Genomic DNA, 26,424 nt, shown 5'->3' with positions numbered 1-26,424 from the left:
GGCTGATTCAAGGCATTTACGGGAGAAAAGATCGGCTCAAACTGAAACTGAGTCAGCCGAGAAGAATTTCCCCGCTTATTCGCACCTTCCTTAGCACGATGGCTTTGTTTGGAAGGCTGTGTGATAGGACGAAGAGTCCAACCTTCATAGTAAACTTCTGTAGCTCTCACTCGTCGCTGACTATCGGTTTCAGTCTCAAACAATACCTCGTCATTAATCTGTGGCCTTCTGTCTTTGGGGCTTACAGCAGAAATATGAAAGAATGTTTTTTCTGAACCATCTTCTGGCGTAATAAATCCAAAGCCCTTGTCATCATTCCATTGAGTAATTTTTCCTTTCATTTTCTTCCCTGGGTGTCGAATGTTGAATTGACTGTGTTAATGTTCGAGGGATTGACAAAGAAAGTGATTTTTTATTCTTGTGTCCCTAGATGCTTTCTATATAGAGAAAGGTCTCACTGTGATTTTTATATCGTATACCACATTCAATCTTGATGTTGTGGATATATGACCCCCTGCCTAACTATCAGACAAAGATGTTTACTGGTGTCCAGTCCTATTTCATTACTCATTAAATCACACGGCTACCGCACGGAATATAGCCTCCGTTGTGCTGCGGTTAACCGATTGAAGAGGTACGAACCATCGCCGCTCCCTGGCTGCCTTTAGGGCTATGAGGGTCGCATGGACAGGGTACCAAGTGCAGCAGTCTATGTTGAGCAAAACGTTTTACTTTGGGTGTGGTTTGGTGAGTATTTTTGATGGGGACCAGAAATTGGAGGGGGCAGGAAATTTGGTGATGGCTGTTATTGGGAGGCTGTCTCAGAACCAAACCGTAGAGATGGTAACGGGGCGTAGACTTCGCCCCGCAACACAAAAAAGAGACGCAGCGAGAAAATGGGGGAGGCCTTGGGTTCAATACCCCGTCATCTCCAGATAACCGACGCCCTTGGCGTCTCCCGAGACGGAGACCGCCCCTTCCCAGTAGTCAAAACGCCCCGTCATGGCCTGATTGGGTTGGCGGGCCTTGATGACGAGATTCAAATCGGCGGCTGCCAGCTGCCACTCGATGGGGTAGGGCTGCCCCTTGGGGCCGCGCCAGGTCTTGCCCGGGGTGAGGTGGATGTGATCTGGGCTCAGCACCCGGCTACTGCCGTCTCGCTCAATCAGAATGCCGTAGCGGTTCTCCGGCTCAGGGCGGCCCGCTTTAGTGCGCAGGCGAAACAGCATCAGCTCGCGACCATCTTCAAATTGGAGCGAAAACCAGTCCCAGCCCGATTGCCACTCGGCCAATACCGAGCTGCTCCACTCGTGATCGAACCAGCCCTGGCCGGTGACGGTGCGGGTCTCCCCCTCCAGGGTCAAAGTGCCGCTCAGGTTCAGGCGCGGGTAGGAGTAGTAGAAGGAGGCGTTGCCCGGGCTCTTCTCGCTGTAACCCGCTTCGCCTTGCAGCACCACCGGCTTGGCGGCGCTCACCTTGAGGTCGAGAGTCCCCGCCTTGCTCTGCACCTTCAAGGTGGCGGGAAAGAGCGATTTTCCTTCAGAGGCCAGCACCCACTCTTTCAGCCAATACTCACCGCCGCTGGCACCGGCGAGGCCCGGCCCCTGGCGGCTGGTGCGCTCGTCCTGCTGGTGGCTGCCTTTGCTCACATCCGTGATGGTGAACTGGGCCAGCCAGAGCTGGGGTGTGAGCCAGGGGTTGTCGGATTTTATCTCCTGCTCGATGCCTTGCCTGAACAGGGTCCACTGCATGCCGTAGCCGCGTCCCTGCTCGTCTTTCAGGTTGCCGGTGAGATACCACCACTCGGATCTGTAGTCGGGGTGGGCGCCGTGATCCGCGGGCAGGCGGATGGACTGACCCGGCAGGGCCTTTTTGAAGTGATCGCTGCTGCCACCCAGGATGGCGCCCAGATCGTTGGCACTGATCCCGGTGCCATACAGGGTGCAGATCAGCGCCAGCGAGCAGATGTTGAATGTTTTCATACCACTCTCCTTGCGGCGTACCAGGAGGCGAACGCGCCAAAGACGGGAGCGAGCAGGAGCGCCGTGACGGCGTGCAAGGGGGCGGCCTCGAAGGCCAGCCGCCAGCCAAAGGCGCGGGGGTTGACCACCTCGATGAGCACCCAGGCAAGGCCATAGCCCACCGGCAGGGCCAACAGCGCGGTGAGCAGCCCCAATCCCGCCCCCTGCCACACCAGTAACCGGCGGCAGTGGCGGGGGCTCAGGCCAAGGCTCTGCAGGGTCTGCAACTCGCCGCGCCGGGCCAGCCCCAGCACCATGAAGGCCGAGCCGATGCCGACGAAGGCGATCCCCAGGATCAGCAATTTCAGCAGCTCGGTCACCACAAAGGTCTGGTCGAACACCTTAAGGGCTGCGGCGTGGATGGCGGGGGCGGGCAGGAGGTTCACCCCCTCACCAAACTGCGCCCGCAGGCGATCGGCGAGGCGCTCCGGTTGGTTGCTAAAGAGGGCGAGGGATTGCACGGCCCCGTCCTCGAAGGCGTGCAGTATCTGCCCCTTGTCGCTGCCGTAATCCTGATAGACACCGGTGACGGTGAGTGCCCTTGGGCCCTGTTCGCCGGTGACTTCGAGTGTCTGCCCCACCCTGACCCCTAGGCGCACCGTCAGCGGTTCGCTCGCCAGCACCTCGTCGGGGGCGGCGGGCCAGCGCCCGGCCAGCAGCGGATAGGCGGTTTTGAGCTCGGGGATAAAGTCCATCTGTGCCCACTCAATGGGCTGCCCCTGCCAGCGGGCGGGATGCACGGCGCGGCGGGAGGCGGCGCGCACGTCTGGCGCAGCAAGAATGGTGTTGAGAGTCTGCTCGCCCAGGGCGCCGCGGTTGCCCGCCACCCCTCTGGGGGCGCTGACATAGAGATCGGCGGCCAGACGCTGGCCGAGCCAGATCTCCACGCTCGAGCGAAAGCTCGACACCATGACCCCGATGCCGATGGCCGCGGCGATGGCGAGTTGCAGCGCCATCACCGCGATGGCGGTGCGATCCAGATGGTATTGGGTCTCGGCCACCGCGAGCCGGGCGGTAAGGGGGCCGCCGGGGCGGGATCTCAGCCGTCCCAGCACGGCGCGCAGCACATCGGGCAGGGCGAGCGCCATGGCCAGCAGCCAGCCGCCGGCGACGAAGAGGGCGCCGCCGAGCCCCGTTTGCGGCAACAAGAGGCAGAGGGCGCACAGCAGCAGGATGGCGATGGCCAGCCCCCGGCGTTGCCAGGGGTGAGCCGGCGGGCGGCTGTTTCCTTCCCGAAGCGCCAGGGGGGATTGGCGCAGCAGCGCCCACCAGCCGGGGAGGTTGGCGGCAAGGGTGCCAGCCAGGCCTATCAGCAGCGCCTTGATGAGGCTGGTCGGGGAGAGGCGCAGCATATCGATGGGGTTGGGGCCGTAGAGGTCGGCCAGCGCCTGGGTGAGCTGCCCCATCAGGGTCAGGGCCAGGAGGCTTCCCAGCAGCAGCCCGAGCAGGATGCCGAGGGTGGCGAGGATAACAAGCTCCAGGATGAGCCAGCCAAGCACCCGGCGCGGCGGCATGCCCAGGATGATGAGCTGGGCCAGCTGGGGGCGGCGCACGCTCTGCACGAAGCGCTGGGCGTTGAACACCAGAAAGAGCCCCACCGCCATGGCGAGCAGGGAGAGCGCCGTAAGGTTCAGCGCCAGGGCATCGCCGAGCTGGCTGGCATCGAGGGCCGGGCTGATGGGTTCGAGCCAGAGCGGCTGATGGGGGAACTCGGATCCCTGCGCGGCCTGCAAGGCACTTTGCAAGGCAGTGGCCTGCGCGTCGCTCAGCTTGAAGACGATGCGATCCAGCCTTCCGGCCTTGCCAAGCAGGGGCTGGGCGAGGCCGATGTCGGTCACCAGCAGCCGCTCCATGGGGATGACGCCGGGCTCGAAGGTGCCCGCCAGGGTGAGGGTGAGGGTGAGGGGGCGCTTCGACTCGTCGCCCAGCACAAAGGTCCGCGACTGGCCCGGCTGCCAGTCGAGACGTCTGGCCTCGGGGGCCGCGAGCCAGACGCTGTCGGCGCGGCTCAAGGAAAAATCGGGTTCGCGTGTCGGCTGCTCGCCAAAGAGTCGGCGCAAGGGGCCGGGGTTGAAGAGATCCATACCCAGGAGCTGGAAGCTGCGCCCCTGCGCGTCCTTGAGCCAGGCGTGCAGCTCGGGCATGGCATCAAGGCCCGGCTGGCTTCGCACCAGGTGCACGTAGAGCCGCTCATCCAGCCCGCCCCGGGGCGCCAGCCGGTAGTTGGCCTCCCCGGCGAGCTGGCTGCGGGCGGCGACGAAGTTGGTGCGGGCGCTGTGGTTGAGCAGCTCGATGGCCACCACCAGGGTGACCCCGAGGGTGAGCCCGGCCAGGCTCATCAGCAGCAGCCAGGGGTGGGCGCGATAGAGGCGCAGCAGCGCCTTCAGCGGCAGCATGGCGCCCCCGGGCGGCGGGCGTCACTCATGGCGGTGCCCCTTGAGCTCGACCAGCCGGCCCCCCTCCAGGCGCAGCACCCGATCCGCCAGGGCGCCATAGCCCGGGTTGTGGCTCACCAGCAGGAGGCCTGCGCCGGTATCGCGCACCGCCGCCATCATCAGGGCCATCACCTGCTCGGCGTTGTGCTCGTCGAGACTCCCGGTGGGTTCGTCAGCGAGCAGCCACCGGGGTCTGTGCATGAGGGCCCGGGCCAGCGCCACCCGCTGGCGCTGGCCGCCGGAGAGCTGCTCCGGCCAGGCGTGGCGCTTGTGGCTCATGCCAAGGCGCTCGAGCAGGGCATCGAGGCGTGCGTCGTCCCGGGGCAGGTGGTTGATCTCCAGGGGCAGGCGCAGGTTCTCCTCCACGGTCAGGGTCGGCAGCAGGTTGAAATCCTGATAGACGATGCCGAAATGGCGGCCCCGCAGCCGGGCCCGCTCGTCCGCAGGCTGGGTGTCGAGACGGGTCTGTCCCAGCCAGATCTCCCCCTCGTCCGGGGCGATGAGGCCGGCGATGAGGTTCAGCAGCGTGGACTTGCCACAGCCGCTTTGCCCCAGCAGCAGGCAGGTTTCCCCAGCGGCGAGCTGGAGATCCAGCCCCGCAAACAGGGGGAGCGTCTCGCCGCCGCTGGCGAAGCGTTTACTGAGGTTGCGCAGGCTAAGCATGGGATAACCGGTTGATGGTCAATGGCTTTCACAATGTCAGTCACTATGCCAGTTAGTGATCGCGCCTGCAAAAGGGTTGAGGATCCTCGCTGGATCCCGCTCGCCTGTGGTGGTTAGAATAGGGCCCTCCATGGGTCACAGGATGAGCAAGGATGTTACACAAGCAAGTCAGTTTTATCGTCGACAGCAAGGGCGTCAAGCAGGCTGCCGTGGTTCCCATCGATATCTACAACGAGCTGATGACCCTGCAAAAGGCGCTCTCCGACAACAAGCCGGGGGAGCGCGAGCTCTACCACTTCAACGGCAAGGGGGCCGAGGCTCACGGTTATCCGGTGGGCAAGCGGCAGAACCCCGGCTTCATGGTGCAGGCGGGCTCCACCGCCAACGGCGAGGATGCCGCCTCCCTGCGCGAGGCGGTGATCGAGCTGCGCCAGGAGCTCCTGGGCAAGGGGGTACTCAGCCCTCGCCCCGAAGGGGGCTTCGTCTTCACCGCCGATCAGCTGTTCAACAGCCCGAGCCTGGCCGCCAGCTTGGTGGCGGGCAACAACCGAAGCGGCCTGGATGCCTGGCAAAACAGCGCAGGCTACACCCTCAAGCAATCCGGCTTTGGCAAGAAGGCGCCCTGACGACGGGGCCCGGTGCCGGGCCTCGCTCCCTTGATGTGAGCGCCCGCCCTGGGCAGGTCAGATGGCAGGGGGAGGGCGGCTTCCCTCTGTGCTGCTAGCCTCAATGCCAGACGGTTCTCAAGAGAAGCACCCATGTCTGGACTCCTGCGCCTCGCCCCCCTGCCCGTGTTGGCCCTGTTCTGTGCCCCCGCCTTCGCCGAAGGCGGCCCCCTCAACCTGACGCACACCGCCATCGGCCTCTTTGCCCTCGCCCTCTTCGCCCTGGCCTATGCCCTGGTGATGGCCGAAGAGTACCTGAAGCTGCGCAAATCCAAGCCCGTGCTGGTGGCCGCCGGCATCATCTGGATAGTCATCGGCCTGGTCTACGCGGGGCAGGGGCTGAGCCCGCTGGCGCAGGCGGGCTTTCGGCAGACGCTGCTGGAGTATGCCGAGCTGATGCTCTTTTTGCTGGTGGCCATGACCTATGTGAATGCCATGGAGGACAGGCTGCTGTTCGCCGTGCTGCGGGTGCGCCTGGTGCAGGCGGGCTTCAGCCTGCGGACTCTGTTCTGGCTCACCGGTTTTCTCGCCTTTTTCATCTCCCCCGTGGTGGACAACCTCACCACGGCGCTGCTGATGTGCTCCGTGGTGCTCAACGTGGCCAACGGGGAGCGCCGCTTCATCAACCTGGCCTGCATCAACATAGTGGTGGCGGCCAATGCGGGCGGCGCCTTCAGCCCCTTTGGCGATATCACCACCCTGATGGTGTGGCAGGCGGGCAAGGTCTCCTTCACGCAGTTTCTGCTGCTCTTCCTCCCCGCCCTGCTCAACTTCCTGGTGCCGGCCAGCCTGATGAGCCTGATGGTGCCACGCCTGGTGCCCGCCATGTCCGGAGAGGCCCTGGTGCTCAGGCGCGGGGCCCTCACCATAGTGCTGCTCTTTCTCCTCACCATAGTGACTGCCGTCGCCTGCCATCACTTCCTGGCGCTGCCCCCCGTGCTCGGCATGATGACGGGGCTCGGCTACCTGCAGTTTTTCGGCTTCTACCTGCGCAAGACCCAGCCCGTCTCCCTGGCTCGCGAACGGGCGCTGTACGAGCGCACCGGCGACGAGGCCAGGCTGCTGCGCCTCGGCTCCATCGTGCCGTTCGACGTGTTCAACAAGATAGCCAAGGCGGAGTGGGACACATTGCTCTTCTTCTACGGGGTGGTGATGTGTGTCGGCGGGCTCGGTTTCATGGGCTATCTGGCGCTCGCCTCCCAGCTGCTTTACCAGGGGGATCCGACCCTGGCGAACGTCACCATCGGCCTGCTCTCCTCCCTCATCGACAATATCCCCGTGATGTATGCCGTGCTCTCCATGGAGCCGCAGATGAGCACGGGGCAGTGGCTGCTGGTGACCCTGACCACCGGGGTGGGGGGCAGCCTGCTCTCCATCGGCTCCGCCGCCGGGGTGGCCCTGATGGGGCAGGCCAGGGGCATGTATACCTTTGTCGGCCACCTCAAGTGGTTACCCGCCATACTGCTTGGCTATATGGTCGGCATAGGGGCGCATCTGTGGCTCAACAGCGCCCTGTTCTGAGGGATTTGAGGAGGGAAGATGGGACAACTGTTCGGGGGGCTCTCGCCGCGCCATGTGGCCTTCATCGAGGCGCAGAAGATCTTCTTCGTCGGCACGGCGGCGGGCGAGGGCACGGTCAACGTCTCCCCCAAGGGCGGGGACTCGCTGCGCGTCCTCGATGCCAACACCCTGTCCTGGCTCAATCTGACCGGCAGCGGCAACGAGTCGGCGGCCCATGTGCTGCACAATCCGCGCATGACGGTGATGTTCTGCGCCTTCGAGGGGGCGCCGCTTATTCTGCGGGCCTATGGCCGGGCGCGGGTGCTGCACCGGGGGGACGGCGACTGGGCGGCAGCGCTGGCACGCTTTCCCCCAAGCGTCGCGGCTCGCCAGATCTTCCTGCTGGACATTGAACGGGTCCAGGCCTCCTGCGGCATGTCGGTGCCCCTGTTTGACTATCAGGGGGACAGGGAGGATCTCGCCAATTGGTCGACCCGCCAGGGGCAGGAGGGGATCGCAGCCTACTGGCGCAAGAAGAACCAGGTGAGCCTGGATGGGCTGGAGAGCGAGATCCTGTTGCGCAGCGGGTTGCCGCCGGCCCCCTGAAGGTCAGCCCGCCTCCATGCAAGGAGCCCCGTCCGTGGACAGGGCTCCTTTTTGGGACTGCAGCGACGCCGCCTCAGGCGCGGCCCTTGCCGGTCAGCAGCCAGTAGCAGAGCGCCGAGCCCAGACCGCAGCCGGCGATAGCGACGGCCATGGGCAGCGGGGACTCGGGCGGATTGAGGTTGACCAGCACGCCCACCAGGGCACCGATGCCGAAGCGCAGGGTGCCCGCCAGCGCCGAGGCGGTGCCCGCAGACTGGGGGAAGTGGCCCATCAGGCCGGTCATGGCGTTGGCCCCCACCAGGCTGATGTGGCCGACGAAGAGCACCACCGGGATGACGATGCCCCACAGGCCTCCGGTCTGGCTCCAGGCGTTGTAGATGAGCAGGGCCCCGGCCAGCGGCAGCACCGTCAGACCGTATTGCAGCATGCGCTCGGCGCCCACCCCTTTCACCAGGCGGCTGTTGACGAAGGTGACCACCATCATCAGCAGGATGTTGAGGCCGAACAGCCAGCCGTAGTGCTCGGTCGGCACCTTGAAATACTCGATATAGACGTAAGGGGAGGCGCTCAGGAAGGCGAACATGCCCGAACTCGACAGGGCGCCGCACAGCACATAGCCCATGGCGCCGCGGTGGGAGAGCACGCCCCAGTAGTTGCCAAGCACCTGGCCGAGCCGCAGGGGCTGCTTGTGCTCGGGCTTGAGGGTCTCCTCTATCTTCCACTGCATCACCACGCAGATGAGCAGGCTGATCCCCACCAGCAGCCAGAAGATCACCCGCCAGTCGGCGTGAGCGCTGATGTAGCCCCCCACCACGGGGGCTACCAGGGGGGCGAGCGTCATCACCAGGATGACGAAGGACATGGCCCGGGAAAACGCATCCTTCTCGAAAAGGTCGCGCAGCAGGGCGTTGACCACCACGGATCCCGCCGCTCCGCCGGCGGCCTGCAGCATGCGCCAGGCGAGCAGTTCGGGCAGGGAGTCGGCCATGGCGCAGCCCACCGAGGCCACGGCAAACATCGTCAGGCCCGCCAGGATCACCGGCTTGCGGCCGAAGCTGTCGGCGAGCGGCCCGTAGAACAGCTGGCCGATGGCAAAGCCCCCGAGGAAGGCGCTGATGGTGAGCTGGGCGCCGTCGATGCTGGTGGCCAGATCCCGGGCGATGGCTGGAATGGCGGGCAGGTACATGTCCACCGCGAGCGGGGTCAGGCCCGCCAGGGCACCGAGCAGAATGAAGAGAAAACGGGGGGAGAGGGAGCTGGCTTGAGGCATAGAGTATCCGTGTCGTGGGCAAGAGGCCAAGGGAGCAGGTGATCAGTCTATCAGCTTTGGCGGGCTTGGGCAGGCTCATCCTGCCCCGGCGCCGCCCGGGGGGCGGGCCGGCAGAGCAGCAGGATCCAGGCCAGCCACCCGAGCAGCGAGAGGGCATTGCCCGCCCGCTCCGGCCAGCGGGCCGCAAGCCTCAGCGTGAGGCTGTGGCTGCCCGCCGGTACCCAGACCTGCATCAGACCCTGGGGATTGGCGCTCACCGTCAGCATCAGGCGCTCGTCCAGCCAGGCCTGCCAGCCGGGGTAATGGTACTGGTGCAGGACGAGCCGGGTCGGCACCCTGGCCGTCACCCTGAGGGCCAGCTCCCTGGGCTGCCAGCGATCCAGCTCCCAGCGGGCCCCCGGAGGCTCGGCGCTCACCGGGGGCTGGAACTCCTCCTTCCAGGCCAGCAGGGTCGGGGCGAACATGCCCCCCGGGACCTGCCTCGGCCTGTATTCCCGGGCGCTGCGCTTGCTGTCGAACTCGAACGCCATGGCCGTCCGGGTGGGGGCCTGGGTGAGGGGGGCGTGGCGCACGTAGGCCAGGGTGGAGAGAAGCGTCAGCAGGAGCAGGCCCCACCAGAGCCCCTGCCAGGGGCGATGGGACGGGGTGCCCAGGGCCACCACGGCGACCGTGGCGAGGGCAAGGACAAGGTTCAGCCGCCAGGGAAACTGCACCCGCTGCAGGGGGGGCAGCAGGCTCCAGAGCGGTTGGCTCGGGGGCAGCATCATCAGGAAGGCGGCGACCCCGATCGCCCCCCAGCAGGCGATCTCGGGGTGACGTGGCTCCCGGGCGGCGGCCCAGGCGAGCAGCAGCAGGGCCATGGTCAGCACGCTCTGCCACGCCAGGTGGCCGCGAAAGCGCCAGTCTCCCCAGCCCGAGGGCAAACGGTCGAGGAAGTTGCGCCTATAGTCGAACATGCCGCCGCGCATCAGCTCCATGGAAATGGCTCCCTGATCCGCCAGGGCGGGCAGCAGCAGGGCGGCCGCCATGCAGAGCGCCAGCCCCTGGGCGCAGAGGGCGAGCCTGCAGGGACGCAGGGCACGGGTGCGCCAGGCGAACCAGAGGGCGCGCAAGCTGACCAGCCCCATCATCAGCAGCAGGCTGGGCAGGTGGGAGAAGGCCAGCAGCGCCAGCCCCAGGATCAGCAGGGGGAGCCCCTGGCGTCGGCCGCGATGGGCGAGATCCTGGCCAAGCAGGATGAGGGGGGCCCAGGCGAAGGCCCAGAACTCCGCCAGGGCGAAGCGGGCATAGAGATCCATGGCGACGTGATAGGGCAGGATCAGGCAGAGCAGGCTCACCGCCAGGGCCCGGCCAGGGGAAGTGGTGGCACGCAGCCACAGATAGGCAAACATGCCGGAGAGCAGCAGCGCCAGGGTAGCGCTGCCGAGCAGGGGGTAGACGGCCTGCTGGGCGGGGGCAAGCGGGCCGGCAAACAGGGCGCTGGCGTAGTAGGGGAGCGGGGGATAGAAGAAGAAGGTGGGACTGCCGAAGCCGCCGTTCATGGCCATCAGCCAGCGGGGATAGAGCTCCCCCTGCCAGAGCTGGCGGGCAAAATAGTGGCCGGAGAGCAGATGATGAAACAGATCGTGCCCCTGGCTGCCCCCCTGCAACCAGAGCGGCAGCATCAGCAGTGCGCTGGCCAGTGTCAGCACCAGGGCTGCCAGTCCCCACTCCTTGCCTACCTGCATGCCTCTTCTCCCCGCCTCTCCCATGCGCAGTGAGTGTAGTCGAGCCGGATGACACCAGGATGCGCCGCCCGGCGGGCTATGGACGCGGGATGGCGAGCCAGAGGCCGGGCTCGGCGTGAAAACGGGGGACAAACCAGACGGCGTCATAAGAGCCGGGCAGATCCCCTGCCGCCAGAGGGCGGCGGCTGAGGCGACAGGCCCCTCGTGTGAGCGCAAGCCTGGCATCCCCCTGGTACCAGCCGTCGGTGACCGGCAGGGCCGTGGTTTCGCGCAGCAACCTCACCCCCCACTGGGTCACCAGGGCCGGGCATGCCTGCTCGGCCAGCCGTGCGGCCTGCACCATGGCGGGCGGCGCTGGCGCTGTGAGTGTGGTGCAGAGCAGCAACAGGGCTCCCGCCATGGCCGGCAGCTCGCCCCGGTGTGGCAGCCTGCCCGTCAGCAGCACAAGGCCGAACAGGGTAATGGGCGCCAGATGGCGGGGATTGTCCGGGTTCTGGCCAAACAGGGTCCAGAGCAGCAGGGCAAGCCAGTAGAGGGTCCAGCAGGGGAAGAGGGCGGCAGTCTTGCCTTTTGAGCGCTGCCAGAGCGGTAGAACCAGCAAGGCCCCCATCATCAGGGGCCAGAGCGGAGTCAGTTGATCGTTGAAGGTGTTCGTCCAGCTTAGCAGCCGATCGCCGTGGGCCGCCGCCGTGTTGCCCCACAGGGTGAAGTGACCGTCGGTAAAGCGGCGCCCCTCGCTGAAATAGGCCCAGCCATCGGCCTGCCAGACAAACAGCAGGCTGGCGAGCCCCACCAGCGCGATGGGAAGCACAAACCTGACGCGCGTTCCCTTCTGCGCCATCCCGAGCCAAAGGGGCAGCAGAGCCAGCACGAAGTAGGAGGGGCGCAGCGCCAGCATGAGGCCCAGTAACAGACCCGCCAGCGCAATTCTGCGCTGCTGCAAGGCCAGCAGTGTCCCCAACCAGGCGGCGAGCGCCGGCCCGTCCGAGAGGCCGGAGAGCGCTAGCGTCGGGGTGAGCGGCAGGGCCAGCACTAGCAGCCAGACCGGCGCCAGCAGGCTTGGCCGTTGCCACAATTTCACCGCCAGCCAGGCGGCGAGCGGCGCCAGCAAACTGCTACCCAGCAGGCTGGTGTACTGCACCGCGCGGGCGGGCTCGTCCACCAGCAGATTGATCAGCCGCGCCAGCCAGATAAAGGCGGGGTAGCCCGGAAAGTGGGGAGAGAACTCCAGCACGCTGAAGCGCACCACCCCGTGGGCGAAGTTGAGGGCGTCGTCGGAATCGAGGGCCACCGGGAAGGCCAGCAGCCAGCCGAGCCAGACCCCTTGCAGCAGAAGCAGCAAGTAGGGTCGATTAGCGAAGCGTAATCGGCCGTGGTGACGCCCCCCTTCCCCCCTTGCGAGAGAAGGGTCGGGGATGAGGGGGGCCGTCGTCATCGATGAGAGGTCATCAAAGCGGCGCCAGCACGGCCATCAGCGCCTTTTCCGCCTCGGCGAAGGCGGCCGGATCGGCAGGCTTGGCGCCCACCCCGAACACCCCCGGATTGCCGATGGCGTCCAGCACCCTGGCCAGCGCCTGTTCGGCGGTCTTGCGATCCCCTTCACCGAGGGAGGGGAGGATGAGGTCCAGGAAGCGCTTGCTCTTGACCACCAGCACCTTGGCGCTCTGGTAGTCGCCAAGATTCTGGCTGGCCCCCTCCAGGCGGCGCTCTATTTCGGCCTTGTAGGCCCGGTTGAGCAGGGCGGCGGTGGCTGCGGTGTCTTTGGCCTTGATGGCGGCAGCCAAGGGCGCTTGCAGCTCGACCTTGTGGTGCTCCTCCAGATAGGTCAGCTCCTCGGCGATGTCGCCCAAGGTGGTGCTGGCATCCTTGCCGTCAGTGGCGGCGCCCAGCAGCGCCTCGCGGGCGTCTATCAGCGGCTCCTTGCCGGCGGCGGCGTAGGAGTAAGCCTGCGCCTGTCCGCTGAGGGTCAGCAGCGGGCCCGTCAGCAACGCGAGGGCGATCAAGCCGTGGCGTATGGTCATCCTGTTCTCCTTGTTGATTTGTCCTGGCGGCATGGCGCCAGTCCTGATCCGTTGGACCCCACCCCGACCCTCCCCTTGTCAGGGGAGGGAGCAGATCGCCTTGCCGACAACGTCGGTAAAGCACCTCCCCTTTCGAAGGGGGAGGCCGGGAGGGGGTTGTTCCTGTTGCTATGCCACGCTCTGGGTTTCGATCACGGTGTTTTCGTTGCGATGATTGAAGATGGCGTGACGTCTGTCCACCCCGTCGATCACCATGTCGGCGGCCATCAGTCCCATCTCCATGGCGGTGTCGGTGAAGATGTAGCGAAATGTCCCCTGACGGCCGGTCATGATGAGGTTGGTGATCGGCATCAGCGACTGGATGGCTTCGTTGCGGCGCGCCTGATAGCCGAGATCCATCAGCGGATAGGCGTACTCGCTGCGGGCCTCGAAGGTCTCATCGCCCAGCTTCTGGGTATCGACACCGAGGCTGGCGAGACCGGCGGTGACCCGACCGCGCAGATCAGAGAGCGGTGCCTGCCAGGTGGCATCTCCCGGATTGCAGGGGATCTCCAGCATCACGGATGTTTGCCCCTGGGGCGCCATAAAGGGGCTGCGCCGGCGCGGCTCCTGCAGACGGGTGGCCAGAATATGGGGGTCGGAGAGGTACTGCCAGGTGTTGTCCGACAGGTTCTCCTGCTTGAGCGGCATATTGACGAAGCGAAGCGACCGGTAGTGCAGATCGCACGGCAAGCCCAGATGCCGGCAGGTCAGTGGCAGCGGCAGGGTGGAGATCACCTGATCAAAGTGCTCGCTCTGTTCGATACCGCCTTGTTGCCAATAGACCCGTTCGATGCGGCCATCAGCCTGCGCGAGGCGGGTGATGGTGGCGCCGGTCTTGAGCTCTACCCCCTCGGCCACCAGCCGCTCCCCCAGGGTGGTGAAGATCTGGCCAAAGCCATACTTTGGATAACGATATTTGCGGGCATAGGTGCGCACCGAGAGGTTGCCGCTGCGCCTTGGCAGCAGGCGGCGCGCCACGTCCTTGAGATCGATCAGGCTGATGCGCTGGCCGGCCCAGTCGGCGGAGAGCTTGTCCGGGTTGATGCCCCACAGCTTCGCCGTATAGCCCTCGAAGAACTGGCGGTAGAGGGTGCGGCCGAAGTGGCTCTGGATCCACTCGGCAAAGCTCGCCTTGGCGAAATCGGTGGGCTTCTTGGCAAAGGGCAACAGCAGCAGATCCTTCACCGCCCCGGCCATCAGGGCGAGCGGCGCCGTCTTGAGCAAATTGGGCAGGTTCAAGGGGTAGTCATAGGTGCGCCCGCCAAAGCGGATCACGCTCTTGCGCATCGCGTGGAGCAGATCGTCCCCCATCAGCTCATCGATAAAGGCGAGCAGCTCGGGGTTCTTGGTGATGAAGCGGTGGCCGCCGTAGTCGAAGCGATAGTCACCATCGCGCCCCTTGAAGGTCTGGGTGGCGCACATGCCGCCGACGACCGGCTCCTGCTCGAACAGGGTGACCGCAAAACCGGCCTGGCAGAGGCGCCAGGCGGCCATCAGACCGGCGGGGCCGGCGCCCAGCACCGCAATTTTCTTCTTGTTGTCGCTCATGAATGTTCCGAAACGGCGTGATAGCTGGGAGCGCGCCTGTGCGCGGCTCCCGAACAGAGTGTGATCCCCGGGCTCAGCCCCTGGCCGGGGCGGCGCTCCCCTGCGGGCGATAGCTGCGATGCCAGAGGGTGACGAAGATGGCCAGATAGGCGCCCCAGGTCAGCAACTGCAGGCCGGCCGGCGAGGCATTGTAACCAAACAGGGCGCGCAGGAAGGTGCCGAAGACCCCCTGATCGTCGAGCACATGGCTGATATTGAACACAGGCGTGGTCCAGAAGGTGATGACGTCCGCCGCCTGCAACATGTTGACGGCGGACGAGAGCAGCCCCGCGGCGATGATGATGATGAGCAGGCCGGTCCAGCGGAAGAAGGGGGCCAGCGCCACCTTGCGGGTGGAGCGCAGCAGCCCCCACACCAGCACCACAGAGACCAGCAGCCCCGCCAGCGCCCCCATCAGCCCCTGGTGCAGATCCACCCCTTGCCCGGAGTAGACCAGGGCCGAGAAGAACAGCACGGTTTCAAAGCCTTCGCGCATCACCGCCAGGAAGGCGAGCAGCACCAGGCCAAACAGGTTGCCACCGTCGATGGCGGCATCGATGCGCGCCGTCATGGCCCCCACCTGGGACTTGGCCTGCTTCTGCATCCAGATCGCCATATAGGTGAGCACTAGGGTGGCAAAGATCAGGATCCCCGCCATCAAGAGGTGGTTGTAGCGCTCGCTCTCGAACTGGCTCACCACCACCTGGAACAGGAAGGCGACGACGAGGGAGGCGACAAGACCGAGGCCCACCCCCAGATAGATGAACTTGTTGTAGCGGCTCGCCCCCAGCTTGGCGAGGTAGGAGAGGCAGATGCCGACCAGCAGGAAGGCTTCCAGCCCCTCGCGCAGGGTAATGAGAAAACTTGCGAACATCAGGATTGAGGCTCCGTATCGGGCGTGACGGGGAGGGGCTGCAGGGTCAGTTGCAGCCGATTGAGTTGCACTATGGGTGGCGCCGGCAAGCTCGGCTCGGCGGCGCGCACCGCATCACTGACCCACTTGGGGTAGGTGCGGAAATTGAGTCTGATATCGGCCTTGAAGGGCCCCTGGGCATCTGCGGGTAGCGGCCAGGCTTCGTCGCGCCAGCCATCGGCCGGAATGCGGGTGTCTTCCAGGAGTTTGGCGTAGCGCCAGAACTTGAGCCCCACCGGCTTGCCCTCGGCATCGCCGAACACCTTTCTAAATAGCCGTGCATCCTCAGGGACGGCGCCGTTCACCGGCTGGCCGCTTTCAAGCACCAGCTTGCCGCTGGCGTCGGTGACGGTCAGCTCCAGCCAGAGTTCACGAAAATCGGCCACCCCGGTGGGCAGGGCATGGCCTACGCCGGTATTGGCGACTCTCACCACCAGCGCGGGCTGGCCGCTCTGGTTTTCAATGCGGGCCGAGAGGGTGGCGCTTGAGCGCAAGAGCGCCAGGCTCTCCTGCTCAAGGTCGGGGTTGCGCAGCCCCACCAGCTGATGCTGGGCGCCGGTAAAGTTGTGGCGATAGAGCCGTTCTTTCACTGTGCCGTTTTCGGTGGACTGGCCGGCCACCGGCGCGCCGCCGTTGCCCGGCTCCGGGTTCATATGGCAGTCGATGCAGGTGCGCCGCCTGGCGGGATCCTCCGCCTTGGCGAAGCTGGAATTCTCCCACTCGTCCCAGGTGTTGACGATATTGGCGCCGGTGCCCGGGGCAAACTCGTTGTGGCAGGACTTGCACAGGGCCGCGTCGCGGTAGAAATCCTTCTGGTAGGAGGCCTTGTGCATGGCGGGGCGGGCATTGATCTGCCGCTCGGCCAGCCAGTGCTGGAGGCTGCCCCCCGGGGCATCCTCGAACACATAGCTCTCGCGGTCTTTCAAATTGACCGTAAAGGCGCTGTTGCCGCCGGCATCCTCGAGCCGGGTGATGCGATGGCAGAGCACGCAGCCGGTCCCTTCCTCCACCACGGGTTCGCCTTTCTGATGGGCGGCAATGAGCGAGGCACCGCCCTGCTCGAACATGTGGGAGCCCTTGGGCAGATCAGTCTGGCCGTTCAGCACCTGCTGGGGCATGTGACAGCCCTGGCACCACTGGCCGAAGGCTTCGCCCTCGGTTTCGCGGGCCAATGCCTGCACCACCTTGTAGTAGGGGTGGGAGTTGCCCATCAGCCGGTGGTTGCTCTCGCTCCAGTCCTGGAACGCCTGTTGGTGGCAGTTCTGGCAGGAGGCGGAGTTGAGCCACTCCTTGGGATGAGTGGTCGGCGCCTTGGCAGGATCCCTGCGCGGGGCATCGAGCCTAAGCCAGTTGGCCAGATAGGGGAGGTTGCCGTCACTGGTCACGAAAGCGTGCAGATCCTCCATCATCGCCTGCACCTCGGGATGGGGCCTCGCGGGGTCGACCGGCTCGGCCCCATCGCGGGTGTCATGGCCCATGCCGCCCTGGGTCTGCTGGGTCATGCGCAGGTATTCGCCGATAAAGTCCCCCGCCACCATGTTGGCGAGGTTGGCGTGGCCGTTGATGGCGTTGTCGCCGCTCTGCTGGCGATGGGCCGCCATCAGATAGCGGTTGGTGAAGTTGAACCCGTCCAGATGGCAGGAGTTGCAGCTCATCCAGTTGTCCCCCGCCATGGGAAAGCGGCTGTTGGCGGCAGTGTTGCCGAGGTTGAACAACCGCTCACCGCGCTTGAGCGCTGCGGGACGGGGATCGGTCTCTACCAGTTTGGCGAAGTGGGGCACATCCACGGTGACCCGGGCAAACGGGCCGCTGCCGCCGCTATTGAGGCGGGTGAGATCCTGCCCCATGACGTTGTGGATCAGGATGTGGTCGCCATCGATCAGCAGATCGCGCGGATTCTGGCCAGGCAGGTGACGCAAGAGCTGGGTCGCCTTGGCACCCCCCTGAAACTTCTTGCGGCGGTGGCGGTTGTTGTTGGATTTGCCGCTGCGCGACAGGTCGAACACCAGCAAGTCTTCTGAACCCGCCAGGGTCAGGTAGACCCGCTTGCCATCGGCGGCGAAGCGCGCCGCGAACGGGTTGGAGACGATCTGGCTGCGGTTGCCGACGCTGGGCAGGTTGATCTGCAAGAAGAGCTGTTTTCTTTCATCGACCCGCTCCTTCTCTTCATCGAGATCGATGATGGAGACGGCCGGGAAGACGGTGCTCTGAAACTGGAAGGGGTGATCGAAACTCCAGAGCACGTGGGGCAGCCAGGCTTCGCTGCCATCGGGGGAGAGGGCGATGCCGTCCAGCAGGCGCGGCAAGCCCTGGGAGTCGCTCGGGGTATCGCTGTGGGTTTCCGCCAGGGTGATGAGCCTGGGCTTGGGCAGAGTAGCCCCCTTAGCGTCCTTCTCAAGCTTGGCGAGATCATAGATGGCGAGCTGGCCTGTCATGGCGTGGGTGAGCAGCAGGCGATCGTCGTCGGTCAATGCCAGCCCGCGGGGAGTCTCGGCGGTTTTTGCATCCAGCTGGAGGTTGCCCGCCCTGTCATAAGCCTGAAGGCGGCCTGCCTCGAACAGCGTGACCCAGAACCAGCGCCGCCTGGGGTCGAAGATGACGCCATAGGGTCTATGGCCGGTGGGGATCGCCTTTTCCAGGTCGAGATCATCATCCAAGAGCAGCAGGCGAGCGCCGCTGTAATCGGTGACCAGCAGGGTGCCGTCATCGGCGCGGGCCAGCTGGCGCAGATCCCCCCCCAATTGCACCTCCTTGAGCCGTTTGCCGCTGTCGCGTTCAAGCAGGGTGACGGAGCCGGCACTCTGGTTGGCGGTGACGAGGCGCGGAGCGCTCCCCTCGTCATAGGCAAGCATGGCGCTGCCCATCTCCTGGGCCGAGGCGGTCCCCAGCAGCAGGGCGGCGAACATCAGGGATAACAACAACTTCAACATAAGATCAGGTGCGCCATGTCAAGATGGTCCAGCGCCAGGCGTGGCGCAGCACCAGGGGCGTCAACGCGAGCGCGCTCAGCCAGTGGGCCCAGCTGGCAAGGTTGCCGAGGCTATCCCCCGGGGTGCCGTGCAGCACCAGCAGCAGGCCGCTGGCAAGGCACACCAGCAGCAAGGCTTCGATGATGCGCCCCGTGGTGCGCAGGAAAGGCTTGCGGCTCTTGCGCAGCAGGCTGCGATGGGAGAGCCAGAAGGCACCGAACAGCAGGGGGAACAGGGTGAGAGAGAGGGCAACGTGCAAAAACAGGTTCCAGCGTGCCAGGGACCAGACCGGGGTCAGGGGTTCCCACAGCAGCAGGCCGGAGAAAAACATCAGGTAGAGGGCGCCCTCGGCCGCCTGATGATGATAGGCCAGCCATTGCCAGCATTGTCGCGGTGAGAGGGAAAGACTCGTCATGGGTGCTCCAGCACCCGGGCGCTTCAACCCGGGGCGGGCAAGTTTACAATGGGGGAAGAGTAATGAAAAGAGTTATCAATTCGACCCTTGATGAATAGATCCTGAATGAAATGGGGCCCTATTTGTGATCCGCCAGCCGCTCGGTCACCGCATAGATAAGTGCCGCGGTGGAGAAGGCCAGAAACACGATGACCGACCACTTCATCTCAGTCTCGTTGCCGGTGCCGTCGTCGAGAAAGGCCTTGAGCACCTCGATGCCTGCGATGGTGACCAGGGAGTTGATGACGATGAGCTTGAGGGACGCGAAGTTGATCTTGCTGAGCCAGTTGTCGCCCAGGGCCGCCCGCTGCTCCGGGGTCTTGATGAACTGCACATAGCCGCAGATGGCCACCAGGATCAGCATCTGGGCCACCAGCACGAAGTCCACCAGGGTGAGTACCCCAGTGATGAGATCCAGGTAGTGGATGTCGATGATGTCGCGGCACAGCACATAGAGCTGCATGGCAAACTTCACCATCAGGAGGGCGACACAGATCAGGATGCAGACATAGAAGGGGAACATCATCAATCGGCTGCCGTTGAGCATGACGTTGAAGCGGCGCATGGGAAACTCCATCGAAAAGGAAGGCAGCCAGAATATCCGGAAATAAAGGAGCGGGAAAGCGCCTGGGCGCTCCCCGCCCGGCCTAGAGGGGAAAGGTGGGGAGGCCCCGAAACAGCTGCTGCAACCCCTCGCCCCAGGCCTTTCGCAGCGCCACGAAGTGGGGGTTCTGTTCGGTGATGCGGTGCAGGTGTGCCGCCGAGAAGCTTCCCTCGGCATAGACCAGGGCGTCCAGGGGCAAGCCCACCGACAGATTGCTGCGCAGGGTCGAGTCGATGGAGATGAGGGCGCACTGCAGGGCGGTCTGAAGCGGCGTTTCATGGTGGATGATGCGATCGAGGATGGGTTTGCCGTACTTGCTCTCACCAATCTGGAAGTAGGGGGTGTCGGCGCTCGCCTCGATGAAGTTGCCCTCCGGATAGATGTGGAACAGGCGGTGGCGCTCCCCCCGGATCTGCCCCCCCAGCAGTATGTTGCAGCCGAAGTTGATATGGCCCTGCTGCTGACCCCCATCCCGGCTGATGACGGTGCGTATGGTCTGGCCGATGAGGGCGGCAGCCTCGTAGAGGCTGGGGAGGGCAAGGAGCTCCTGCCCCTGTGTCAGCAGGCTGATGACGCTCTGGGTGGTGGCCAGATTGCCCGCGCTTTGCAGCACCAGCACCCTGTCTTCCCCGGTGAAGAGGTGCAATTTGCGGAAGGTGGCGATGTGATCCACCCCCGCATTGGTGCGCGAATCGGACGCAAACACCATGCCGTCTTGCAGGCACATGGCGACGCAATAGGTCATGACCGCGCTCCCGCCAGGGCTCTCCCGGCCTTCATTGCTGCTGTCCATCCAGGCGGGTCACCTGCGCCTGGCTCTGCAACTGCTCGCACCCGCCGCCATAGCGCACGCCGCGCACCGGACAGGCATCCAGATAATCCATGCCGACCGCGAGCTTCAGGTGCTCGCTGGTGGAGCTGGTGAGATTGGTGACGTCGAAGGTGTGCCAGCGCGCCTCAATCCACACCTCGGCCCAGGCGTGCATCGCCACGTGGCTGTTGTCCTGGCTGTAGAGGTAACCGCTCACGTACCGGGCCGGCAGGCAGGCGTGGCGGCAGCAAGTCAGGAAGACATGGGTGTGGTCCTGGCAGACGCCGCTGCCCGACGCGAGGGCCTCGTCGGCGCTGAAGGTGGCGTCCGTGCTGCCGGGCTGATAGGGCATCAGCACCAGGATGCGTGCCATCAGGCTCTGCAAGTCGGCCAGGGTCGGCTCCTCTGGCAGGCAGGCCTTCGCGAGATCCTGCAGGGCCGGGGTCGGGCGGGTGAGGGCGGTGGGCCTCAGGTAGCTCAGGGGGGAGATGAGAGAGCTCTCTTCATCCTCCGGGGCGTCGTCGCGGATCTCCACCTCCCCGTGGGCGCGGATCAGGATCCCCTCGTGGGGGGACTCCAGGCTCAGCACGTGCAGTATGTTGCCGTAACCGTCCGTGGTGCAGGTGGCCTCCCCTGGCAGCTCCAGCTCCCAGGAGAGGATCTGCTGGCGGGCCGTGCTGTGGGGAGTCAGGCGCAGGTACTGGGTGCTGCGGCGCACCACGTCGGCATAGTGGTAGCGGGTCTGGTGATCGATGATGAGTCTCATAATACCTCCAGGTAGGCGGCGTGGATGCTCTGGCCGATGGCGCCGATGTCGCTGAGGAAATCCCTCAGGTACGCCTGCATGCCGAGGGCAAAGACATCGTCGATGGTGCCATAGGTCAGATGGGCGTTGAGTATGGTGGTGAGACGCCGTGGCGTCTGACCGGCGTTGCCCTCGATCTGGGCCAGGATCAGCTCCATCTCGTCGAGGCAGGCGCGCAAGGAGCGCGGCACTTCATTGCGCAGGATCAGCAGTTCGGCGATGGAGGCGTGGGAGAGCGTCTTGTAGAGGGTCTGGTGGGCCTCGTAAGCGCCCACTGACCGCAACAGGGCGTTCCAGCGGTAGAACTCGCGCACGCTGTCCTCGTCTTCCCGGATCACCTGATACTTCACGGTCAGGATGCGCGCCGTGTTGTCGGCCCGCTCGATAAAGGTGCCAAGGCGCAGGAACCAGAGCACGTCACCGCGCATGATGGTGCCATAGGTGGCGCCGCGAAACTGGTGGGAGCGCTCCTTGATCCAGTCGAAGAACTCCTGGGCCTGGCCGCTGGAGAGGCCCGCCTGGCGCCGCCGACGGATCTCTATCCAGGCGGCGTTGATGCTCTCCCACACCTCACCCGGGATCTTGCCCCGCACCGCGTGGGCGTTGTCCCTGGCCATGCGCAGACAGCTGAAGATGCTGACCGGGTTCTCCTCGTCGAAGCAGAAGAATTGCAGCAGGTTCTCCATGTTCACCTGGCCGTAGCGGGCCAGGAAGGGCTCGTGGGTGCCACTGATGGTGAGAGGCGCCACCAGCTCGCTGTGATCGGCGTCGATGGAGGGCATCAGCGACATGGTCTGGGTGACGTCCAGCATGCGGGCCGTGTTCTCCGCCCGCTCCAGGTGGCGGGACATCCAGTAAAGTTCGCTTGCGGTGCGGCTCAGCATGGGTTGCCCTCCATGACCCAGGTGTCCTTGGTGCCACCACCCTGGGAGGAGTTGACCACCAGGGAGCCTTCGGTGAGGGCGACCCGGGTCAGGCCGCCCGGTACCAGGCGCAGCTCCTGCCCCGTGAGGACGAAGGGGCGCAGGTCGATGTGGCGGGGGGCGATGCCGGCGTCGACGAAGGTCGGGCAGGTGGAGAGGGAGAGGGTCGGCTGGGCGATGTAGTTGTCCGGCCGAGCCTTGAGCAGCTCGCGAAAACGGGCCAGCTCCTCGCGACTGGCGCAGGGGCCGATGAGCATGCCGTAGCCGCCGGCGCCATGGACCTCCTTGACCACCAGATCCTCCAGATTGGCCAGCACGTGGGAGAGGGCCGCCGGCTCGCGGCACTGCCAGGTGGGGACGTTGTTGAGGATGGGATCTTCCCCCAGATAGAAGCGGATCATCTCCGGCACATAGGGGTAGATGGACTTGTCATCCGCCACCCCGGTGCCGATGGCATTGGCCAGCACCACGCCGCCGGCGCGGTAGACAGAGAGCAGGCCCGGCACGCCGATGAGGGAGTCCGGGTTGAAGGCGAGGGGGTCCAGGAAGTCGTCGTCGATGCGGCGATAGATGACATCCACCCTTTTCAGCCCTGTGGTGGTGCGCATCAGCACCTGACCATCCTTGACCACGAGATCCGCGCTCTCCACCAGCTCTACCCCCATCTGCTGGGCGAGGAAGCTGTGCTCGAAGTAGGCGCTGTTGAAGCGCCCCGGGGTCATCACCACCACGCAGGGGTTGTCCACCGGGCTGCTCTCGCGCAGGGTCTGGAGCAACAGGGCCGGGTAGCGCTCCACCGGCGCGATGGGCTGGTTGTGAAACAGCTCCGGGAAGAGGCGCATCATCATCTTGCGGTTTTCCAGCATGTAGGAGACCCCGGAGGGGGTGCGCAGGTTGTCCTCCAGCACATAGTACTCACCGTCGTGGTTGCGGATGATGTCGACCCCGGTGATGTGGACATAGGTGTCCCGGTGCAGGTCGACCCCCTGCATGCAGGGCTGGTACTGGGCATTGGTGAGGATCTGGGCGGCCGGGATCACTCCCGCCTTCAGGATGCGCTGATCGTGATAGATGTCGTGCAAGAAGGCATTGAGGGCGGTGACGCGCTGGCGGATCCCCTTGTCCAGATGTTGCCACTCCCGGGCGGGAATGATGCGGGGAATGCTGTCGAACGGGATGAGGCGCTCGGCGCCGTCCCCATCCCCGTAGACGTTGAAGGTGATGCCGACCCGGCGAAACAGCAGATCGGCCTCCTCACGCTTGCGCTCTATGCTCTTCTCGTCGGTCTGGTGCAGCCACGACAGGTAGGCGTGGTAATGATCGCGAAACTGGTTGTTGGCGAGCAGCATCTCGTCGTAACAACCGGGTCCGGGGGGCTTGATGGGTAGCATAGGCAACTCCTTGTGACGTCCCTGATCTCAGGAATTGCAAGGGGTGTGCCAGCCAATTGAGTCGCTACCGAGGCCTGTATTATTAAAATTTTATCGAAAAATCATATGGATGACTCTTCTGTCATCAGTGGATGGCCGAGGGTGCACCAGAGTGGTACCCCATGGAGGGTATGCCTGCGCCATCTTGTGGCGGCAGGACCCGATGGCAAGGGACGAGCGCATCGGGAGGCGGGCGTGGGAGGCGACCGCCCTTGCCCCGAGGCGGGGCAGGGGAAATGAAAAAGCCCAGCCATAAGGCTGGGCTTTGGAAGATGGCTCCCTCGACAGGACTTGAACCTGTGACATACGGATTAACAGTCCGCCGTTCTACCGACTGAACTACGAGGGAATTGGCTCCTCCTACTGGACTTGAACCAGTGACATACGGATTAACAGTCCGCCGTTCTACCGACTGAACTAAGGAGGAATTGCCTGTCTCGTCGAGACGGGGCGGATATTAATGGCCTGAGGGACGGGTGTCAACCCGATGGCTTGCGTAAAAAATGGCTTTTTGGCCTGTTTGTCCAAAACTTGGTCGCTGTGGACTATTTTCAGCACAATCAGCAGCTTGAGATGCCCTTGCGGGAACATGCACGCCTGTGCGTTCCCTCCTTCATCCAGAGGTGCAGGTCAGGGTTTTTCTTGAGAGAAACAGTACGGAGGGCGGCCGCAGTTGGCGGGAAACGGCGCGCAAATACAGGGGATAGGCGACAATATTGCGCGCTCATGTCCATTTCTTGATCCCGCCCATCGAATTATCGGGTCGGCTCGGGTATGGTTGCTCAGGATACCATCGCCGCGTCGACAGCTCTGCCGGCCCTTGATGATGATCGGGTGCCGGTTCACCCCGGCCTTTGTCTCCTTCTTCTGGTATTACCCTAGACATGCACAATCAAGCTTCCTTACAAGGCGTGAAGCTGGCTATCGCATTGCGCCAATCCTGCATCGACGAACCCTATGGCGTGGCGCGTTTCGGCCGCGACCTCATCGCCGGCATCACGGTCGGCATCATCGCCATCCCGCTGGCCATGGCGCTGGCCATCGCCAGCGGCGTGCCGCCCCAGCACGGCCTCTACACCGCCATCATCGCCGGCATCGTGATCGCCGTGACCGGGGGTTCCCGTTTCTCCATCTCGGGCCCTACCGCCGCCTTCGTGGTGATCCTCTACCCGGTGTCCCAGCAATTCGGGGTGGGGGGACTCTTGATGGCCACCCTGATCTCGGGCTGCTTCCTGGTGGCCATGGGGATGGCGCGGCTCGGGCGCCTCATCGAGTACATTCCGCCTTCGGTCACCCTGGGCTTCACCGGCGGCATCGCCATCGTGATCGCCACCCTGCAGATCAAGGACTTCTTCGGCCTGCAGGTACCCGAGATGCCTGAGACCTACCTGGGCAAGGTGCAGGCGCTGGCCCATGCCCTGCCCAGCTGGCAGTGGGGTGACACGCTAGTTGGGGTGGCCACCCTGGCGGTGCTGCTGCTCTGGCCCAGATTGCGGCTGCCGGTGCCGGGCCACCTGCCCGCCGTGCTGGTGGGGGTGGGCCTGGGCTTTGGCCTGCATCAGTTCGGGGTGGACGTGGCTACCATAGGCAGCAAGTTCAGCTACACCCTGGCCGATGGCACCCAGGGGATGGGGATCCCCCCCATAGCGCCGACCCTGGTGATGCCCTGGGCCCTGCCGGGACCGGACGGGGCGCCGGTGGAGTGGAACCTGGCCGCCATCGAGCGGCTGCTGCCCGCCGCCTTCTCCATGGCCATGCTGGGTGCTATCGAATCCTTGCTCTGCGCTGTGGTGCTGGATGGCATGACGGGTCGCAAGCACAGCTCCAACGGCGAGCTGGTGGGGCAGGGGCTTGGCAACATACTGGCGCCCTTCTTCGGCGGCATCACGGCGACGGCCGCCATCGCCCGTTCCGCCGCCAACGTGCGGGCCGGGGCCACCTCGCCCATCTCCGGCATCGTCCATGCCCTGGTGGTGCTGGCCGCCATCCTGGTGCTGGCCCCCTGGCTCTCCTGGCTGCCGCTCTCTGCCATGGCGGCCCTGCTGCTGCTGGTGGCCTGGAACATGAGCGAGGCCCACAAGGTGGTGGATCTGGTGCGCCGGGCCCCCAGGTCCGACGTGCTGGTGCTGCTGGTCTGCCTGTCTCTCACGGTTATCTTCGACATGGTCATCGCCATCACCTTCGGGGTGATCCTGGCTTCGCTGCTGTTCATGCGGGAAATTGCGAAGATGACCCGGCTGCACAACCTGGCGGAGCACAAGCGCTATGCCGGCGAGGTACAGGCCAAGACCCTGATCTACAAGATCAACGGTCCCCTGTTCTTTGCCGCCGCCGAGCGGGTCTTCGACGAGCTGCTGGCTCAGGTGCGGGATCACGACGAGTTGATCCTGCAGATGGAGGCGGTCTCCATCCTGGATGCAGGGGGCCTCTCTGCCTTCCAGCAGTTTGCCAGACGGATGGCCAAGGCGGGTGTCCGGCTCAAGGTGGCCGAGCTGCAGTTCCAGCCCCTCAAGACCCTGGCACGGGCCAAGGTGCGCCCGGTAGCGGGGGAACTGGAGTTCTACGGCTCGCTGGAAGAGGCCATGCGAGGGGAACATTTGCACGAAGCGGTTGAAAATTGATGGAAAGGGATAGGAAACGGCATCTTTTTAGTCACTTGGTTCGCTAATTGAGCAATCAGTGGCAAAAGATAAAAAATAGGATTGACCGGCCCGCTCCTATCCCTTACATTACGCCCCGTTCCAGCGCAACGGCGCAACGAACTCGTGTTGGCTGAACACGTTAAATCACAGACAGAACTTTGGTGCGGTGCCCGAGGGCTGCCCACCGAAGAAGTTGGCAAGAAGCACGCATCGCGTGATCCAAAAGCCACTTCAAAGAAGTGAAAATTTGGTGAGGTGTCCGAGTGGCTGAAGGAGCACGCCTGGAAAGTGTGTATACGGCAACGTATCGAGGGTTCGAATCCCTCCCTCACCGCC

At 64.6% G+C, this 26,424-nt stretch carries 21 protein-coding genes and 3 tRNA genes; 5 read left to right on the top strand and 19 right to left on the bottom strand.

Annotated features, from left to right (window positions below; translation table 11 throughout):
* From AB5Y72_RS01140 to AB5Y72_RS01125, 4 genes are all read right to left on the bottom strand, one after another.
* Nucleotides 1-341 (bottom strand): cold shock domain-containing protein (locus tag AB5Y72_RS01140; RefSeq protein ID WP_368198450.1); only part of this gene is annotated, 341 nt, incomplete at its 3' end.
* 573 nt (nt 342-914) lie between these two features.
* The gene (locus AB5Y72_RS01135; protein ID WP_368198449.1) at nt 915-1,982 is read right to left on the bottom strand and encodes a lipocalin-like domain-containing protein; all 1,068 of its coding nucleotides are present in this window, start codon (nt 1,980-1,982) and stop codon (nt 915-917) included.
* On the bottom strand, nt 1,979-4,417 hold the full coding sequence (locus AB5Y72_RS01130) for an FtsX-like permease family protein (protein WP_368198448.1): 2,439 nt from the start codon (nt 4,415-4,417) through the stop codon (nt 1,979-1,981). Before AB5Y72_RS01130 ends, AB5Y72_RS01135 begins: the two co-directional genes overlap by 4 nt.
* Nucleotides 4,418-4,438: 21 nt before the next feature.
* Nucleotides 4,439-5,119, bottom strand: coding sequence for an ABC transporter ATP-binding protein (locus AB5Y72_RS01125; RefSeq protein ID WP_368198447.1), 681 nt, complete (start codon nt 5,117-5,119; stop codon nt 4,439-4,441).
* Nucleotides 5,120-5,271: 152 nt separating this feature from the next.
* Here AB5Y72_RS01125 and AB5Y72_RS01120 point away from each other — a divergent pair, with 152 nt between their 5' ends.
* The 3 genes from AB5Y72_RS01120 (at nt 5,272) to AB5Y72_RS01110 (ending at nt 7,890) form a co-directional block, all read left to right on the top strand.
* Nucleotides 5,272-5,745 (top strand): DUF4357 domain-containing protein, encoded by a 474-nt coding sequence (locus tag AB5Y72_RS01120; RefSeq protein WP_209791760.1) that lies wholly within the window; start codon nt 5,272-5,274, stop codon nt 5,743-5,745.
* A gap of 132 nt (nt 5,746-5,877) precedes the next feature.
* Nucleotides 5,878-7,305, top strand: a complete 1,428-nt coding sequence (nhaD, locus tag AB5Y72_RS01115; RefSeq protein ID WP_368198445.1) for a sodium:proton antiporter NhaD — start codon at nt 5,878-5,880, stop codon at nt 7,303-7,305.
* 18 nt (nt 7,306-7,323) lie between these two features.
* Nucleotides 7,324-7,890: a pyridoxamine 5'-phosphate oxidase family protein gene (locus tag AB5Y72_RS01110; protein WP_368198444.1), complete on the top strand. Its 567-nt coding sequence runs from the start codon at nt 7,324-7,326 to the stop codon at nt 7,888-7,890.
* 73 nt (nt 7,891-7,963) lie between these two features.
* Here AB5Y72_RS01110 and AB5Y72_RS01105 read toward each other — a convergent pair whose 3' ends face one another.
* The 15 genes from AB5Y72_RS01105 to AB5Y72_RS01035 all read right to left on the bottom strand — a co-directional run bounded on the left by AB5Y72_RS01105 (nt 7,964) and on the right by AB5Y72_RS01035 (nt 23,873).
* On the bottom strand, nt 7,964-9,160 hold the full coding sequence (locus tag AB5Y72_RS01105; RefSeq protein ID WP_042075266.1) for a Bcr/CflA family multidrug efflux MFS transporter: 1,197 nt from the start codon (nt 9,158-9,160) through the stop codon (nt 7,964-7,966).
* 50 nt (nt 9,161-9,210) lie between these two features.
* Nucleotides 9,211-10,887 (bottom strand): hypothetical protein, encoded by a 1,677-nt coding sequence (locus AB5Y72_RS01100; RefSeq protein ID WP_368198443.1) that lies wholly within the window; start codon nt 10,885-10,887, stop codon nt 9,211-9,213.
* A 76-nt stretch (nt 10,888-10,963) separates the two neighbouring features.
* A complete protein-coding gene (locus tag AB5Y72_RS01095; protein ID WP_368198442.1) occupies nt 10,964-12,229 on the bottom strand; it encodes a hypothetical protein in 1,266 nt (421 codons plus the stop codon).
* Nucleotides 12,230-12,335: 106 nt separating this feature from the next.
* Nucleotides 12,336-12,908, bottom strand: a complete 573-nt coding sequence (locus AB5Y72_RS01090) for a hypothetical protein (RefSeq protein WP_325783203.1) — start codon at nt 12,906-12,908, stop codon at nt 12,336-12,338.
* Between the two features lie 168 nt (nt 12,909-13,076).
* Complete coding sequence (locus tag AB5Y72_RS01085) at nt 13,077-14,498, bottom strand: FAD-dependent oxidoreductase (RefSeq protein ID WP_368198441.1); 1,422 nt, start codon at nt 14,496-14,498, stop codon at nt 13,077-13,079.
* A 73-nt stretch (nt 14,499-14,571) separates the two neighbouring features.
* Entirely contained in the window at nt 14,572-15,411 is an 840-nt protein-coding gene (locus AB5Y72_RS01080; RefSeq protein ID WP_368198439.1) for an FTR1 family protein, read from the bottom strand.
* On the bottom strand, nt 15,411-18,380 hold the full coding sequence (locus AB5Y72_RS01075; RefSeq protein WP_368198438.1) for a YncE family protein: 2,970 nt from the start codon (nt 18,378-18,380) through the stop codon (nt 15,411-15,413). Before AB5Y72_RS01075 ends, AB5Y72_RS01080 begins: the two co-directional genes overlap by 1 nt.
* A gap of 4 nt (nt 18,381-18,384) precedes the next feature.
* On the bottom strand, nt 18,385-18,834 hold the full coding sequence (locus tag AB5Y72_RS01070) for a hypothetical protein (protein WP_368198437.1): 450 nt from the start codon (nt 18,832-18,834) through the stop codon (nt 18,385-18,387).
* A gap of 118 nt (nt 18,835-18,952) precedes the next feature.
* A complete protein-coding gene (locus AB5Y72_RS01065) occupies nt 18,953-19,438 on the bottom strand; it encodes a YqhA family protein (protein WP_042075281.1) in 486 nt (161 codons plus the stop codon).
* 82 nt (nt 19,439-19,520) lie between these two features.
* The gene (locus tag AB5Y72_RS01060) at nt 19,521-20,222 is read right to left on the bottom strand and encodes a peptidase (protein WP_209791770.1); all 702 of its coding nucleotides are present in this window, start codon (nt 20,220-20,222) and stop codon (nt 19,521-19,523) included.
* A 31-nt stretch (nt 20,223-20,253) separates the two neighbouring features.
* Complete coding sequence (locus tag AB5Y72_RS01055; RefSeq protein ID WP_368198436.1) at nt 20,254-21,054, bottom strand: transglutaminase N-terminal domain-containing protein; 801 nt, start codon at nt 21,052-21,054, stop codon at nt 20,254-20,256.
* Nucleotides 21,051-21,977, bottom strand: coding sequence for an alpha-E domain-containing protein (locus AB5Y72_RS01050; RefSeq protein ID WP_219144049.1), 927 nt, complete (start codon nt 21,975-21,977; stop codon nt 21,051-21,053). Before AB5Y72_RS01050 ends, AB5Y72_RS01055 begins: the two co-directional genes overlap by 4 nt.
* Nucleotides 21,971-23,407 (bottom strand): circularly permuted type 2 ATP-grasp protein, encoded by a 1,437-nt coding sequence (locus AB5Y72_RS01045; protein ID WP_325783123.1) that lies wholly within the window; start codon nt 23,405-23,407, stop codon nt 21,971-21,973. Before AB5Y72_RS01045 ends, AB5Y72_RS01050 begins: the two co-directional genes overlap by 7 nt.
* Before the next feature lie 312 nt (nt 23,408-23,719).
* Nucleotides 23,720-23,795, bottom strand: a tRNA-Asn gene (locus AB5Y72_RS01040).
* A gap of 2 nt (nt 23,796-23,797) precedes the next feature.
* Nucleotides 23,798-23,873: transfer RNA gene (locus AB5Y72_RS01035), tRNA-Asn, on the bottom strand.
* A 457-nt stretch (nt 23,874-24,330) separates the two neighbouring features.
* Here AB5Y72_RS01035 and dauA point away from each other — a divergent pair.
* Complete coding sequence (dauA, locus tag AB5Y72_RS01030; protein WP_325783122.1) at nt 24,331-26,067, top strand: C4-dicarboxylic acid transporter DauA; 1,737 nt, start codon at nt 24,331-24,333, stop codon at nt 26,065-26,067.
* A gap of 270 nt (nt 26,068-26,337) precedes the next feature.
* Nucleotides 26,338-26,422, top strand: a tRNA-Ser gene (locus tag AB5Y72_RS01025).
* The last annotated feature ends 2 nt before the right edge of the window (nt 26,423-26,424 follow it).

Source organism: Aeromonas sp. R7-4 (assembly GCF_040908055.1).
In the GTDB taxonomy this organism is placed as follows: Bacteria; Pseudomonadota; Gammaproteobacteria; order Enterobacterales; family Aeromonadaceae; genus Aeromonas; species Aeromonas sanarellii.
The sequence above is the reverse complement of the archived record's forward strand: the minus strand, read 5'-3'. Positions and strand labels throughout refer to the sequence as shown.